This window comes from Kineococcus sp. AC630 (assembly GCF_979255925.1).
On record NZ_CEEDMJ010000004.1, the window covers coordinates 44,421 to 58,501 of the forward strand.

At 74.0% G+C, this 14,081-nt stretch carries 13 protein-coding genes; 9 read left to right on the top strand and 4 right to left on the bottom strand.

Annotated features, from left to right (window positions below; translation table 11 throughout):
• Positions 1-36: 36 nt before the first annotated feature.
• From pknB to AC0I8G_RS05420, 6 genes are all read left to right on the top strand, one after another.
• On the top strand, positions 37-1,917 hold the full coding sequence (pknB, locus tag AC0I8G_RS05395; RefSeq protein WP_471729018.1) for a Stk1 family PASTA domain-containing Ser/Thr kinase: 1,881 nt from the start codon (positions 37-39) through the stop codon (positions 1,915-1,917).
• A complete protein-coding gene (locus AC0I8G_RS05400; RefSeq protein WP_471729019.1) occupies positions 1,914-2,738 on the top strand; it encodes a metallophosphoesterase family protein in 825 nt (274 codons plus the stop codon). The genes pknB and AC0I8G_RS05400 overlap by 4 nt, the downstream gene beginning before the upstream one ends.
• A gap of 89 nt (positions 2,739-2,827) precedes the next feature.
• Entirely contained in the window at positions 2,828-3,418 is a 591-nt protein-coding gene (locus tag AC0I8G_RS05405) for a hypothetical protein (RefSeq protein WP_471729020.1), read from the top strand.
• A 56-nt stretch (positions 3,419-3,474) separates the two neighbouring features.
• Entirely contained in the window at positions 3,475-3,900 is a 426-nt protein-coding gene (locus tag AC0I8G_RS05410) for a PH domain-containing protein (protein WP_471729021.1), read from the top strand.
• A gap of 77 nt (positions 3,901-3,977) precedes the next feature.
• Positions 3,978-4,571, top strand: coding sequence for a class I SAM-dependent methyltransferase (locus AC0I8G_RS05415; protein ID WP_471729022.1), 594 nt, complete (start codon positions 3,978-3,980; stop codon positions 4,569-4,571).
• A 111-nt stretch (positions 4,572-4,682) separates the two neighbouring features.
• Positions 4,683-5,102, top strand: coding sequence for a hypothetical protein (locus tag AC0I8G_RS05420; protein ID WP_471729023.1), 420 nt, complete (start codon positions 4,683-4,685; stop codon positions 5,100-5,102).
• 2 nt (positions 5,103-5,104) lie between these two features.
• Here the strand turns inward: AC0I8G_RS05420 and AC0I8G_RS05425 are convergent, their stop codons facing one another.
• Both AC0I8G_RS05425 and AC0I8G_RS05430 read right to left on the bottom strand, forming a co-directional pair.
• Positions 5,105-5,395 carry a hypothetical protein gene (locus AC0I8G_RS05425; protein WP_380257087.1) on the bottom strand — a complete coding sequence of 97 codons (291 nt, stop codon included), beginning with the start codon at positions 5,393-5,395 and terminating at the stop codon, positions 5,105-5,107.
• Between the two features lie 156 nt (positions 5,396-5,551).
• The gene (locus AC0I8G_RS05430; protein WP_471729024.1) at positions 5,552-7,114 is read right to left on the bottom strand and encodes an AtzH-like domain-containing protein; all 1,563 of its coding nucleotides are present in this window, start codon (positions 7,112-7,114) and stop codon (positions 5,552-5,554) included.
• A gap of 63 nt (positions 7,115-7,177) precedes the next feature.
• Here AC0I8G_RS05430 and AC0I8G_RS05435 point away from each other — a divergent pair, with 63 nt between their 5' ends.
• Positions 7,178-8,095: a threonine/serine dehydratase gene (locus AC0I8G_RS05435; RefSeq protein WP_471729025.1), complete on the top strand. Its 918-nt coding sequence runs from the start codon at positions 7,178-7,180 to the stop codon at positions 8,093-8,095.
• A gap of 19 nt (positions 8,096-8,114) precedes the next feature.
• Here AC0I8G_RS05435 and AC0I8G_RS05440 read toward each other — a convergent pair whose 3' ends face one another.
• Both AC0I8G_RS05440 and AC0I8G_RS05445 read right to left on the bottom strand, forming a co-directional pair.
• The gene (locus tag AC0I8G_RS05440; protein WP_471729026.1) at positions 8,115-9,200 is read right to left on the bottom strand and encodes an excalibur calcium-binding domain-containing protein; all 1,086 of its coding nucleotides are present in this window, start codon (positions 9,198-9,200) and stop codon (positions 8,115-8,117) included.
• A 55-nt stretch (positions 9,201-9,255) separates the two neighbouring features.
• Positions 9,256-10,560 (bottom strand): glycosyltransferase, encoded by a 1,305-nt coding sequence (locus AC0I8G_RS05445; protein ID WP_471729027.1) that lies wholly within the window; start codon positions 10,558-10,560, stop codon positions 9,256-9,258.
• Positions 10,561-10,672: 112 nt separating this feature from the next.
• On the opposite strand from AC0I8G_RS05445, the gene AC0I8G_RS05450 reads away from it, so the two are divergent.
• Both AC0I8G_RS05450 and AC0I8G_RS05455 read left to right on the top strand, forming a co-directional pair.
• Complete coding sequence (locus AC0I8G_RS05450; RefSeq protein WP_471729028.1) at positions 10,673-11,608, top strand: asparaginase; 936 nt, start codon at positions 10,673-10,675, stop codon at positions 11,606-11,608.
• 79 nt (positions 11,609-11,687) lie between these two features.
• Positions 11,688-14,081, top strand: a complete 2,394-nt coding sequence (locus AC0I8G_RS05455) for an excinuclease ABC subunit UvrA (RefSeq protein ID WP_471729029.1) — start codon at positions 11,688-11,690, stop codon at positions 14,079-14,081.

Sequence of the window (14,081 nt, forward strand, 5' to 3'; positions counted from 1 at the left end):
GGGAGAGCTGTGACGGACACGACGACTGGCCAGGGGGTGCCGGCACCGCGCGTGCTCGGCGGCCGGTACGAGGTCGGCTCACTGCTCGGCCGCGGCGGGATGGCCGAGGTCCACGTCGCCCGCGACACCCGCCTCGGGCGGATGGTCGCGGTGAAGCTGCTGCGCTCCGACCTGGCCCGGGACCCCTCGTTCCAGGCGCGGTTCCGCCGGGAGGCGCAGGCCGCGGCCGGGCTGAACCACCCCTCGATCGTCGCCGTCTACGACACCGGCGCCGACACCACGGTGGAGCCCGGCGGTGGGCGGGTCGAGCTCCCGTGGATCGTCATGGAGTACGTCGAGGGCCGCACGCTGCGCGACATGCTGCGCACCGACCACCCGCTCGCCATCGAGGAGTGCCTCTCGATCACCGAGGGCATCCTCAACGGGCTGGAGTACTCCCACCGGATGGGGATCGTCCACCGCGACATCAAACCCGCCAACGTGATGATCACGCCGGCGGGCGAGATCAAGGTGATGGACTTCGGCATCGCGCGGGCCGTCAGCGACTCCTCGGCGACATTGACGCAGACCTCCGCCGTGATGGGCACCGCCCAGTACCTCTCCCCGGAGCAGGCGCGCGGGGAGCAGGTCGACTCCCGCAGCGACCTCTACTCCACCGGCTGCCTGCTCTACGAGATCCTCACCGGCCGCCCGCCCTTCACCGGCGACGCACCGGTCGCCGTCGCGTACCAGCACGTCTCCGAGCAGCCGCGGCCGCCGTCGGCGCTGGCCCCGCAGATCCCGCCGGCCGTCGACCACGTCGTCCTCATGGCGTTGTCGAAGGACCGGGAGCACCGCTACCAGTCGGCCGCCGACTTCGCCGACGACCTGCGCCGGGCCGTGGAGGGTCGTCCGCTGCGCGGGGCGAGCTTCGCCACCCAGGCGTTCGCGGCCGCTCCCCCGACCGCCGCGACCACCGTGACCCCGCCCGTGGCGGTCCCGGTCCCGGTGAGCCCGCCGACGGGCGCGTTGCCGCGCGTCAGCGACGGCGACCCGCCCTACGAGGAGGAGCCCGCCCGCAGGCGCTGGCCGTGGGTGCTGCTCATCGTCGCGCTGGTGCTGGGCATCGGCGGGGTCGGCGCGGCACTGCTGAACAACGACGGCGGCAGCAGCGGCGGCGAGCAGACGTCCTCCGCGCCGGCGACGGTCGCGATGCCCGACGTCGTGGGCTCGGCGCAGGCCGACGCCGAGTCCCAGCTCACCCGACTCGGGCTGACGACGACCGTGACCCAGCAGGCCGACGACACCGTCGCCGAGGGGGACGTCATCAGCACCGACCCGGAGGCGGGTGCGCAGCTGACCGTCGGCACGAGCGTGACCCTCGTCGTCTCGACCGGGTCGAACGCCGCCGTCGTCCCCGACGTGTCCGGGAAGACGCAGGAGGAGGCCCGCGCGGCCCTCACCGCGGTCGGCCTCAGCGTCGGCGACGTCACCACCGGGGACAGCCCGACCGTGGACAAGGGCGAGGTCATCTCCACCGACCCCGCCGCCCAGGCGTCCGTCCCCAAGGGCAGCGCCGTCGCGCTGACCATCGCCAGCGGCAAGGTGACGGTGCCGGACGTGACCGGGAAGCCGCTCGCCGACGCCGTGAAGCAGTTGCGCGACCTGGGTCTCAGCACGAACTCCACGGAGACGACGGTCCCGACCGACGCCGACCCCGGCACGGTCGTGACCCAGGACGTGTCGCCGGACTCCAGCGTCGACGTCCGGACCCTGGTGAACCTGACGGTCGCGCCGGAGCGGACCGCCACGGAGTCGCCGACGTCGTCGCCGACCGGCTCCCCCACCTCCAGCGGGTCACCGTCGAGCAGTCCGACGTCCTCGGGTTCGCAGACGGGTGCGGTCGGCACCCCCACGGGGGACGGGAACGGCCAGTGACCCGGATCCTGCACCTGTCCGACACCCACCTGATGGCGGGCGGGGCCCTGCACCAGGGGCTCGTCGACACCACGGCGGCGCTCGGACACGTCCTGGAGTCGTTGCACGGCACCGGTCCCCTCGACGCCGTCGTCGTCTCCGGGGACGTCTCCGACGACGGGTCGCCGGCCTCCTACGAGACGGCCCGCAACCTCGTCGGTCGGTTCGCGTCCGACCACGGCGCCGTCGCGGTGTTCGCGATGGGCAACCACGACCTGCCCGGTCCGTTCACCGCCGTCCTGGGGCCGACGCGCGCCGTGCACGTCGTCGACGGTCTGCGGATCGTCGTCCTCGACTCCTCGGTACCGCAGCGGGGGTACGGCGAGCTCTCCGCGGAACAGCTGTCCTGGTTGGGCGCCGAGCTGTCGACGCCCGCCGCGCGGGGTTCCGTCGTCGTCGTGCACCACTCCCCGCTGCCGGCGCCGACGGTCCTGCACGAGGCCCTGCGGCTGCAGGACCCCGCGGGGCTGCTGGCCGTGCTCGAGGGCTCCGACGTCCGGGCGGTGCTGTCCGGGCACTACCACCACCCCTTCGCGGCGACCTACCCCTCGGGACTGGCCGCGTTCGTCGCGCCCGGCGTCGCGAACCGCACCGACGTCCTGGTCGCCGCCGGGCGGGAACGGGCCGTGCGCGGCAGCGGGGCCCTGCTCGTCGAGCTCGACGACGACGGCGTCCGCGCGACCGTCCTGACGGTGACCACCCCCGGGGACGGTCAGGAACTCTTCGTGCTCGACGAGGCGACCGTGACCCGGATCGCCGTGGAGGCGGGCGTCCCCGCCTGACCCCGATCCGTGATCTTGCGGGGATTCCCTGCATGATCACGGTGGTGGGAGAAGGCGGGTGACCCAGGGTGCTCCGCTAGCGTGCAGGCGTGCCGAACACCGCGCCCCCTCCTCGCGCCCTGGCCCACGGGATCGCGGGCGGGCTGGTCCTGATGGCGGTCTTCACCGCCTGGTGGGCCAGTGACTCGCTCTACGCCGGCCACCGGCCCGCAGCCGTCGCCTTCACCGCGCTGGGTGCGGCGGCGGCGGTGGTGTTCCTGGTGCAGGCCGTCCGGTTGGTCCGGGCCGGGCGCTCGATGCCCCGGGACCTCGACGCCGTCGACCAGGAGCACCGGCGTCGCAGCGGCCGCACCTTCGGGATCGTCTTCGCCGCCGAGGGGTTGCTGATCGGCGTCGCCGCGGGGGTGCTGAACGGCACCGGGCACGCGGAGTACGTGCTCCCGGTCATCGCGCTGATCGTCGGGCTGCACTTCTACCCGATGGCGTGGGTGTTCCGACGCCGACTGGACCTGTGGCTGGCGACGTGGGTGACCCTCGTCGGCGTCGCAGGCGTCCTCGCGCTGAGCGCGGCCTCGCGCGACCAGGTGTGGGCCTGGGTGGGTGTCGCCACGGCGCTGGCGACCGCGAGCTACGGGACGTACATGGTTCGCTACGGAAACCGGTTGCTGCGCAGCGTTTGAGGGGCGTCGCCCGGTCGGCGGGGTCTCCACGAGGTCCGCGCTGGCAGGGTGGGGCCGTGTCACGCCCCGACCTCACCGGACTGCAGCCGGTCTACCGCGTCCACCTGGGGCGAGCGCTGCGGTGGGTGTTCACCGGAGCCGTCGCCCTGATGGCACCGAGCGTGGTCTACCGGTTGCTGGACCACCCCGGCGGCTGGGACGTCGGGCTCGCGGTGGGACAGGTGGTCGTCTTCGGCTCACTGCTCCTCCTGCAGTGGCGCCGACCGGACACCGTGTTCGTCCTCGAGGACGGTCTGGTGTGGCAGCAGTCCTTCCGGCGCCGGACGGCGGTCCCGTGGCACGACGTCCGTGAGGTCCGGCCGGGCAGCCGGTGGAAGGGCTACAGCTCCGCCGTCCTCGCGAACGGCCGGAGGCTCCCACTGGTCGCGATGCCCCTCCCCGACGCACGGCGTCTGGCGGACGCCCTGACCGCCTCCCGCTGAGCAGGTCGTCGGCGGCGAGGGGCCACAGGAACCGCTGCACCGCGTCCGCGGTGGGGAGCGGGTGCCAGGATCGCGGGGTGAGCGCCGAGACGCAGGAGTTCTGGGACGAGCAGGCCGCGGACTTCGACGACGAGGCCGACCACGGTCTGCGGGACCCGGCGGTCCGGGCTGCCTGGGCGGAACTCCTGCTGCCGTTGCTGCCTCCTGCCCCGTCCCGCGTCGCCGACCTCGGCTGCGGCACCGGGAGCCTGTCGGTCCTGGTGGCCGGCGCCGGCCACGACGTCCTCGGGGTGGACCTGTCTCCCGCGATGATCGCGCTGGCCCGCGCCAAGGCAGCCGCGGCCGGCCTCGCGGTGGGTTTCGCCGTCGGGGACGCCGCCCGTCCTCCGCTCGCGCCCGGCTCGCTCGACGTCGTCGTGGCCCGCCACGTGCTGTGGGCCGTCGACGACCCGGCCGCCGCCCTGGCGAGGTGGGTGGACCTGCTCGCGCCCGGCGGTCGGCTGCTGCTGGTCGAGGGCCGCTGGTCGACGGGGGCGGGGATCTCCGCCGAGGACTGCCGACGACTCGTCCTCGGAGTGCGCGAACAGGCCGACGTGCGGTCGTTGCCCGACGCGGCGCTCTGGGGGAAGGAGATCACCGACGACCGGTACCTGGTGAGCAGCTCGCGCTGACGGAGTCAGCGACGCCATCGCGGTGTCCACAGGCCGGTGTCGTCCCCACCCTGGGGATCCGTCTGTGGACGGGGACGGGGGCCGGTGCGGGGCTCGCCCAGGCTGGTCGGCATGTCGATCTCGCACCCCACCGACCTACCGCCCGTGGTGACCCCCGCGGACCTCACCGACCGCTGGCGCCTCATCGCCGCGGACCTCCTGCCGAGCTCGGAGACCGCCACGGACCTGTGGGTCCAGGTCCTCGACGCGGACGGGCGGCAGCGGCCCCCGTTCGTCGTCGTCGAGGAGGTCCCGGTCCTCCCGGACCGGTCCTTCGCCGACAACCTCGCCGGGGTGCTGACGCACCTGCTGGAGGAGGAGACCGCCGGGATCGGGACGGTCGCCTTCGCCGTCGTCCGCGACGCCCCCGCCGGCGTGCACGCCGCCGACCTGTCCTGGTCGGCCGAGCTCACGGCGGCCGCCGCACGCGGAGGGGTGCGCGTGCTGGGGGTCCACCTCCTGGTGGGTGAGGAGCTCACCCGGATCTCGTGAGCTCAGGCGGGTTGGGGCACCGGTGCGCCACGACGTGGCGGCCGGCGGACGGCCTCCTCCAGGGTGATCGCGCTGATCGCGTCGCAGAGTTCCGGCAGCGACTCGAGCACCTGCTCGGCCACCTCCAGCGGAACGGCCTGCGGCGACAGGATCGTCACGGTCACCTTGCCCTTGGTGCTGGGTCCCTGGGACACGAAGCACCCGGGAACGCGCTCGGAGATCCCCGAGACGAACCCGTTGAGGTCGCGGGTGCCGATCGGACGGATCGTCTCGATGGCCAGAACTGTCTTCATCGTGCTCCTCGGCGCCTCGTGCGGGTGGCCGCGGCCCACCGCCGGTCGGCGGGCCACCTGACACCCATCGGCACGCGTCACCCTCGGCCACACGTCGACGGGCACAGATCACACCAGATGGCCCACGCCGTCACCCTCCCGGACCGGCGACCACGCTCAGCGACGTGCGGGCGCGACCTCGGCCAGCAGCGCGAGCAGCGACCGGTCGCTCCCGGGCGGGGCGAGCAGGCAGAGCCCGACGGGGAGCTCCCCCACGCGCCCCCACGGCAGTCCGAGGGCGGGGACACCGGTCTGGGAGGCCAGCGTGGAGAGTTGCAGCGTGCCGGCGCGGGCGGCCTCGAACTCCTCGGGCGTCGCGTCGAGCGCCGGGGCGGGGGTGGCTGTGCTGGGCAGGCCGAGGAACCCCCCGGCCAGTACCGCGTCCAGCCTCGCCCGGGTCCCCTCGACGACCTGCCGGGCGGCACGCACCTGCTCCGCGCCCACGTCGGCACCGGCGCGGAACCGGGACTCGACCGGCGGCGAGAGCGCGCCGGGGTTGGCGGTGACGAAGGCGCCGTCGTTCGCCCACGCCTCGGCGGCCTGCACGGTGCGGAAGGCCGCCGTCCACGCCGACACCTCCGTCGGGGTGAAGTCGTCGGCGAGGTCCACGACGGGCAGACCGGTCTGGACGGCGAGCGCCGTGAGCGCCGCCTCCACGGCGAGGCGGGTGGGCTCGTCGGCGAGACCCAGCAGGGTCGCGCTGCGCAGCAACGCCTGCGGGCGCTGCACGGCGGCCGGGGGCAGCAGCACGTCGGCGGCGTCGGCGAGCAGGGCGGCGTCGCGGGCGAGCAGGCCGACGGTGTCGAAGGACTGCGCGAGCGGCAGGACGCCGCTGGTGTCGACGAGTCCGTGGGTGGGGCGCCAGGCGTAGAGGGCGCTGAAGGAGGCCGGTACGCGCAGGGAGCCGGCGGTGTCGGTGCCGAGCCCGAGTCCCGCGGCGCCGGCGGCGACGGCGGCCGCGGAGCCGGAGGAGGACCCGCCGGGGACCCGGCCGGGGGCGGCGACGTTGCGGGGGGTGCCGTAGTGGGCGTTGGTACCCATGAGCGAGAACGCGAGCTCGTCGGTGTGGGCGATGCCGGCGACGACGGCGCCGGCGTCGAGGAGGCGCTGCAGGGCGGGGGCGTTGGCGTCCTCGACGGGCGCGAGGTCGAGCCAGCGCGGCACGCCCCCGCCGATCTGCTGCCCGGCGACGGCGACGAGGTCCTTCACCGCGATCCTCACCCCGGCGAGGGGTCCGCTGCCGCTGCCGCGGACGAGGGGTTCGCCGTCGCCGCCGGTGCGCCAGCGGGCCGGGTCGTCCTCGGGGTGGACGGGTGGGGTCGTGGGCGCACCGGAGACGTGGGCGGCGGCCACCTGCCACCCCTGCTCGCCGAGGTGCCAGAGCTGGGTCTGGAGGCCGCGGCCGCCGTCGAGGCGGTCGGTCTCGGAGACGGTGAGGGCGTCGGTGGGCGAGCTCCAGCGGACGTGGACGCGGCGCAGCCACCGGGTGGGTGCACCGCCCCGGCGGGCGCGGAACGCCGAGATGGCGACGTGTCCCACGACGGCGACACCGCCCTCGGCGCGCAGGGTGGGGTGGCCGGGGGCGAAGAGCCGGTCGAGTTCCTCGAGGTCGTCCTCGCGCAGGGCCTTCTCGTAGGCCGCCGCGGCTGCGAGCAGCCCCGCCTCGTCGAACTCGCTCACGCGTCCTCCGTCGCTCGGTACCTGCCGGAACTGTCCCACGGAGCAGCGGGCAGGATCGGTGGGGTGGACACCATCACCGCCCAGGACGTGCACGACGCCGCGACCCGCATCACCGGCCGGATCCGCCGGACCCCCGTCCTGGGGATCGGCCCCGGACGGTGGCTGAAGCTGGAGCAGCTGCAGCACACCGGGTCCTTCAAGGCGCGGGGGGCGTTCAACCGGCAGCTCGCGGCCCGCGAACGGGGTGAGCTGGACCCCTCCCGGGGGATCGTCGCCGCCTCGGGCGGCAACGCGGGCCTGGCCCACGCCTACGCAGCGGCGCAGCTCGGGGTCCCGGCGACGGTGTTCGTGCCGGAGACGGCACCGGCGGTGAAGGTGGCGCGGTTGGGTGCGCTCGGCGCGGACGTGCGGCTGGTGGGCAGCGAGTACGCCGTGGCCTACGAGGCGGCGGTCGAGTTCGCGGCGGCGAAGGGGGCGGTGTTCTGCCACGCCTACGACCAGCCGGAGATCGCGGCCGGAGCGGGGACGCTGGCGCTGGAACTGCTCGAGGACGTGCCGGACGTCGACACCGTCGTGGTGGCCGTCGGGGGTGGCGGGTTGTTCGCCGGTGTCGCCGCCGCGCTGGAGGGGCGGGTGCGGGTGGTGGCCGTCGAACCGGTCGGCGCCCCGACGTTGCACCGGGCGCTGGCGGCGGGTGGGCCGGTGGACGTCGCGGTGTCCGGGGTCGCCGCCGACTCCCTCGGCGCGCGCAGCGTCGGTGCCCTCGCGTTCGACCTGGCGCAGCGGAGCAACCCCGTGAGCCTGCTCGTCGACGACGCGGCGATCACCGCCGCCCGCTCGGACCTGTGGTCGCGGTTCCGCGTCGTCGCCGAGCACGGGGCGGCCGCGGCGTGGGCCGGGGTGAGCGCCTACGGACCCGCCGAGGGCGAACGGGTGGTGGTCGTGGTGTGCGGGGCGAACACCGACCCCTCGACCCTCTGAGTCCCGCCCCGCGCCGCGGTCACTCGCAGGCGACGCCGTCGTGGTCGCGGTCCAGACCCGACCGGTAGCCGGGCTGGTAGGAGTAGAGCGGTGCCGCGCCGGCCGCCCGGACCGCGTCGCAGTTCGCGTAGTAGACACCCGTGGGCGGCGTGCTCGGCGGCGGGGTGGGTGGTGGCGTGCTCGGCGGCGGGGTCGTGACCACCGGCACGGCGGGACCGGTCACCCGCGCGCCGGTCGAGGGGGACCACTCGACGTACCCGTGCTGGAAGTCCACCCGGCGCCCGCCGGCGATGCCGTACTCCTCGCTCGTCGGGTACCCGAGGAACCCGTTCTCGTACCCCGTCGCCCCGTAGGCGCGGAGCAGGTCCCCGCAGAGCGCGTGCGCGCCCGAGGACGGTGACCAGTAGGCGACGCCGCCCTGGAACTGCTGGTAGACACCGCCGTCGCGGGACGGGAGTTCCTGCGAGGTCGGGTAGCCCAGGCAGCCGTTCTCGTAGCCGAGGGTTCCGTAGAGGTCGCGGAAGGAACCCGACACGGTGTGCGCACCGGACGTGGGCGACCAGTAGGCCACGCCGCCCTGGAACACCTGGAAGACCCCGCCGTCGCGGACCGGGACCTCCTGGCTCGTGGGGAAGCCGAGGAACCCGCTCTCGTAGCCCAGGGAGCCGTACAACGCCAGGAACGCACCCGACACCGAGTGCGCGGCGCTCGCGGGAGACCAGTAGAGGGTCCCGCCCTGGTAGTTCTGGAACACGCCGCCACCGCGCGTCCCCACCTCACCGGAGACCGGGTAGTGCAGGGGACCGTTCTCGAAACCCGTCGAGGCCCACAGGTCGCGGAAGGAACCCGAGACGTCCCACGCTCCCGAGGCCTGGCTGTAGTAGATGGCGCCACGCTGGAAGGTGGAGAACCGGCCCCGGCCGTCGGCAGTCGGCAGTTCGCACCCGGTCACGGCCCCGAGGGCACCGGGTGTGCCGCCGAGTGCGGCGTAGCGGTCCGCGACGGGACCCGTCAGGCAGTCCGTCGCCGAGGCCGGAGCCACTCCCTGGACGAGCGAACCCGTCAGCGCCAGCAACCCCATCGTCGCCGCCAGTACCTCGCGCACGCGGTGCACTCCCTCACACATGACGCTGAGCGGTCTCTCAGCTACTCACCGCACTCTAGAACTCCGTGGTCGCGGTGTCCGGCGAACGGGCCGAGGAGGAACGGACGAGTTCGTCGACGGCGTCGAGACCGCCGGCGACGGCGATCTCGTCCCGCAGGCGGGCGGCGGCCCGGCGGAACCCGGGTTCTCCGAGGACGCGGCCGACGGCGTCGTCGATCCGCCGCGGCGACGGGTGGTCGGTGCGCAGGTCGATCCCGGCGCCGGACCAGGCGACCCGCGCGGCGACCTCGGCCTTGTCCTCGGTGCGCCCCGCGACGACGAGCGGCACCCCGTGCGCGAGGGCCTGGGTGACCGTCCCGTAGCCGCCGTTGGTGACCAACGCCGACACCCTCGGCAGGAACGTCGAGTAGTCGAGGAAACCCGCCGTCCGGACGTTGTCCGGCACGTCGCCCAGCGCCTGCCGCAGTTCCGCCTCCGGTCGTCCGCCCGCGGTGAGGACGACGAGCACGGGCCGGTCGGCGAGGGCCCGCACCGCCGGGACGAGGAGGCGGGAGAAGTCCGCGTTCGCCACCGTCCCCTGGGTCACGTGCACGACGGGGCGGCCGCCGTCGAGGTCGTCCCACCACTCCGGCAGGGGCAGGTGCGCGGCGGGGGTCGGCAACGGACCGACGAACCGCACGGTCAGGGGCAGGCCGGGGCGCGGGTACTCCAAGCCGGGCGGGCACAGCTGCAGGACGGCGTCCATCGTCAACGGCGCGTCGAACATCGACGTCGCCGGGACGCGGCCGGTGAGCCGGCGGAACTCCGCCACGAGCAGCCGCTGCGGTCTCGCGAAGACCCACCGGTCGATGAGCTGCTTCAGCACCGCGTTGCGCACCCGGACCAGCGGTCCGCGCCCGGGCGCCAGACCCAGCCCGTAGGGCGCGGTGCCGCCGCCCTCGACGGGCAGCGGGCTGATCCCCAGCAGCAGGATGCGCGGACGGTCCTCGCGCACGATCAGCGGGTAGGCGCCCATGAACAGCAGTTCGGTGATGAGCACGTCGGCGGGTTCGTCGGCGAGCGCGGCCTCGACCGCTGCGAACTGCGGGCCGATGTAGCGCACGAACAACGTCTCGAGGTCGTGGCCGACGGCCTGCGGACCACTGCTGCCGGGACGCCGGTCGGGGTGGTCGAGGTCGCCCGCGTAGGCGTGCGCGGGCAGTTCCACGAAACCGGCGCCGGCGCGTTCGACCCGGTCGCGGTGGGCCGCCCCCGTGAGGACCCGGACCCGGTGGCCGCGGCGCACGAGGTCCGCCGCGACGGCCACGACCGGCCCCAGGTGACCCTGGACGGGAAGGCTGGTCAGCAGGACGGAGGCCACCCGAGGAGCCTTCCCACCCGGGGAGGTCGGGTCAAGGGCCGGGACGTGGAAGAGTCCCCGGGTCCATCGTCGGCGAACGTCGGCGAACGTCAGGCAGTACCCGAGGAGCACCGTGCCGGACCGATCCCCCCTCGTCGTCGTGATCACCACCGGCGGGACCATCGCCAGCACCGTCGACGAGGACGGCGTGAGCAGCCCCACTCTGGGCGGAGCCGACCTGCTGGGTCCGGCGGCGGCGGACCTCGGGGTCCGGGTGCGGCTCGTCGAGGCGCTGCGCGTGGACTCCTCCACGATCACGCTCGCCCAGGCGTGGACGATCCGCACGCGGGTGGTGGAGGCCCTGGCCGACCCCGCCGTCGACGGCGTCGTGGTGCTGCACGGCACCGACTCCCTGGAGGAGACCGCGTACCTGCTGGACCTGCACCACGACGACCCGCGTCCGGTCGTCCTCACCGGCTCGCAGCGCACCGCCGACCACCCCGAACCCGACGCCCCCGCCAACGTGCGCGAGGCGCTGCGCCTCGCGGTCGACGCGCGGGCCCGAGGCGGGGGGGTGCTCGTCGCGTTCGGCGGGCGGGTGCACGCCGCGGCGGGCCTCGCCAAGCGCCACACCACCGACCTCGACGCGTTCTGGGTCCCCGACGGGCCCCTCCCCCGGGCGCTCCTCGCGCCCGGCTCCGGCGACTGGCCCCGGGTCGACGTCGTGGCCGTCTCCCCCGGCACGGACGGTGCGCTGGTCGACGCCGTCCGCGGGCTGGGTGGGCGCGGGATCGTGCTGCAGGGGCTGGGGTCCGGCAACGCGACGACGGACGTCGTGGCGGCGGTGGCACGGGCGGTCGCGCGCGAGGTGGCCGTGGTCGTGACGACCCGCGTCCCGACCGGCCCGGTCGCCTCCAGCTACGGCGCGGGCGGCGGCGGGTCGGAACTCGCCGCGGTGGGCGCCGTCCCCGCCGGGCGGTTGCGGGCCGGGCAGGCGCGGGTCCTGCTGGCGACGTTGCTGCGGTCCGGCCCCGGCGACCTGGCCCGGGAGTTCGCGCGGCGCGGTTGATCGCGATCGGAGAAGCCCCGGGACCCGGCACCCCGCTAGCGTGGCGCGGAGGCGACGGCGTGCGAGGGACGGGGACACGATGGCCAGGGTCACGAAGCAGGCCGCGACGAAGGCCGGGGCGGAACCCGCCGCGGACACCCACGACGTCATCCGGGTGCACGGGGCCCGGGAGAACAACCTCCAGGACGTCAGCGTCGAGATCCCCAAGCGCCGGCTGACGGTGTTCACCGGGGTGTCGGGTTCGGGCAAGAGTTCACTGGTGTTCGGGACGATCGCGGCGGAGTCGCAACGCCTCATCAACGAGACCTACAGCGCCTTCGTCCAGGGTTTCATGCCGACGATGGCCCGTCCGGACGTCGACGTCCTCGAGGGCCTGACGACGGCCATCATCGTCGACCAGCAGCGCATGGGCGCCGACAGCCGGTCCACCGTGGGGACGGCGACGGACGCGAACGCGATGCTGCGGATCCTCTTCAGCCGCCTCGGCGAACCCCGCATCGGATCGCCGCAGGCGTTCTCGTTCAACGTGGCCTCGGTCTCGGGTTCGGGCGCGTTCACCGTGCAGAGGGGGGCCGCGACGAAGGCCGTGAAGGCCAGCTTCTCGCGCACCGGGGGGATGTGCCCGCGGTGCGAGGGCCTGGGCAACGTCTCCGACCTGGACCTCTCGCAGCTCTACGACGACTCGAAGTCCCTCAACGAGGGTGCGCTCACGATCCCCGGGTACAGCGTCGACGGCTGGTACGGGCGGATCTTCAGCGGCTGCGGGTTCTTCGACCCGGACAAGCCGATCGCGAAGTTCACCAAGAAGGAACTGCACGACCTCCTCTACCGGGAACCCACGAAGATCAAGGTCGACGGCATCAACCTCACCTACGAGGGTCTGGTCCCGAAGATCCAGAAGTCGATGCTGTCCAAGGACGTCGACTCGCTGCAGCCGCACATCCGCGCCTTCGTCGAACGCGTCGCGACGTTCGCGGTCTGTCCGGAGTGCGAGGGGACCCGGCTCAGCGAGGGCGCCCGCTCGTCGAGGATCGACGGCGTCAGCATCGCCGACGCCTGCCGGATGCAGATCAGCGACCTCGCCGGGTGGGTCCGCGGGATCACCGATCCCTCCGTCGCACCGCTGCTGGAGACCCTCACGGGAACCCTCGACTCGTTCGCCGCGATCGGGCTGGGCTACCTGTCGCTGGAACGCCCGTCGGGGACGTTGTCCGGGGGCGAGGCGCAGCGGGTGAAGATGGTGCGCCAACTGGGTTCGGCCCTGACCGACGTCACCTACGTGTTCGACGAACCCACCACGGGGCTGCACCCGCACGACATCGCGAACATGAACGACCTGCTGCGGCGGTTGCGGGACAAGGGGAACACCGTCCTCGTCGTCGAGCACAAACCCGAGACGATCGCGATCGCCGACCACGTCGTCGACCTCGGTCCCGGCGCCGGCGCCGGCGGTGGCCGGGTGTGCTTCGAGGGCAGCGTCGACGGTCTGCGCGCCAGCGGCACCGTCACCGGGAGGCACTTCGACGACCGCGCCCGGTTGAAGCCCACCGTCCGGACGTCGACGAGTTCGCTGCCGATCCGGGGCGCGTCGCAGCACAACCTCAAGGACGTCGACGTCGACGTCCCGCTCGGGATCCTCACCGTCGTCACCGGCGTCGCGGGATCGGGCAAGAGTTCCCTCGTCCACGGTTCGCTGCCGCCGGGGGCGGACGTCGTGTCGGTGGACCAGGCGCCCATCCGGGGTTCGCGCCGCAGCAACCCCGCCACCTACACCGGGTTGCTGGAACCGATCCGCAAGGCGTTCGCGAAGGCGAACGGGGTGAAACCCGCCCTGTTCAGCGCGAACTCCGAGGGGGCGTGCCCGGCCTGCAACGGCGCCGGGGTGGTCTACACCGACCTCGCGATGATGGCCGGGGTGGCGACGACCTGCGTCGAGTGCGAGGGCCGCCGGTTCGACGACGCCGTGCTGGAGCACCTGTTCGACGGGAAGAACATCGCCGAGGTCCTGGCCATGTCCGTCGCCGAGGCCGAGGAGTTCTTCGGCTCCGGGGACGCGGGGATCCCCGCGGCGCACGCGATCCTCGACCGTCTCGCCGACGTGGGACTGGGGTACCTGACGCTGGGACAACCGCTCACGACGTTGTCCGGCGGTGAACGTCAGCGCCTCAAGCTCGCCGTGCACATGGGCGGCAAGGGCGCGACCTACGTCCTCGACGAACCCACGACCGGGCTGCACCTCGCCGACGTCGAACACCTCCTCGGCCTGCTGGACCGGCTGGTGGACTCGGGGAAGTCGGTCATCGTCATCGAGCACCACCAGGCCGTCATGGCGCACGCCGACTGGATCATCGACCTCGGCCCCGGCGCCGGGCACGACGGCGGAACCGTCGTGTTCGAGGGGACCCCCGCGGAACTCGTCGCCGACGCCTCCACGTTGACCGGCCGCCACCTCGCGGCCTACGTGGGTTCCTGA

Coding starts and splice junctions, on each gene's coding strand:
- AC0I8G_RS05425 (WP_380257087.1), bottom strand. CDS start 5,395: ATGAAGACAGTTCTGGCCATCGAGACGATCCGTCCGATCGGCACCCGC.
- AC0I8G_RS05420 (WP_471729023.1), top strand. CDS start 4,683: ATGTCGATCTCGCACCCCACCGACCTACCGCCCGTGGTGACCCCCGCG.
- AC0I8G_RS05455 (WP_471729029.1), top strand. CDS start 11,688: ATGGCCAGGGTCACGAAGCAGGCCGCGACGAAGGCCGGGGCGGAACCC.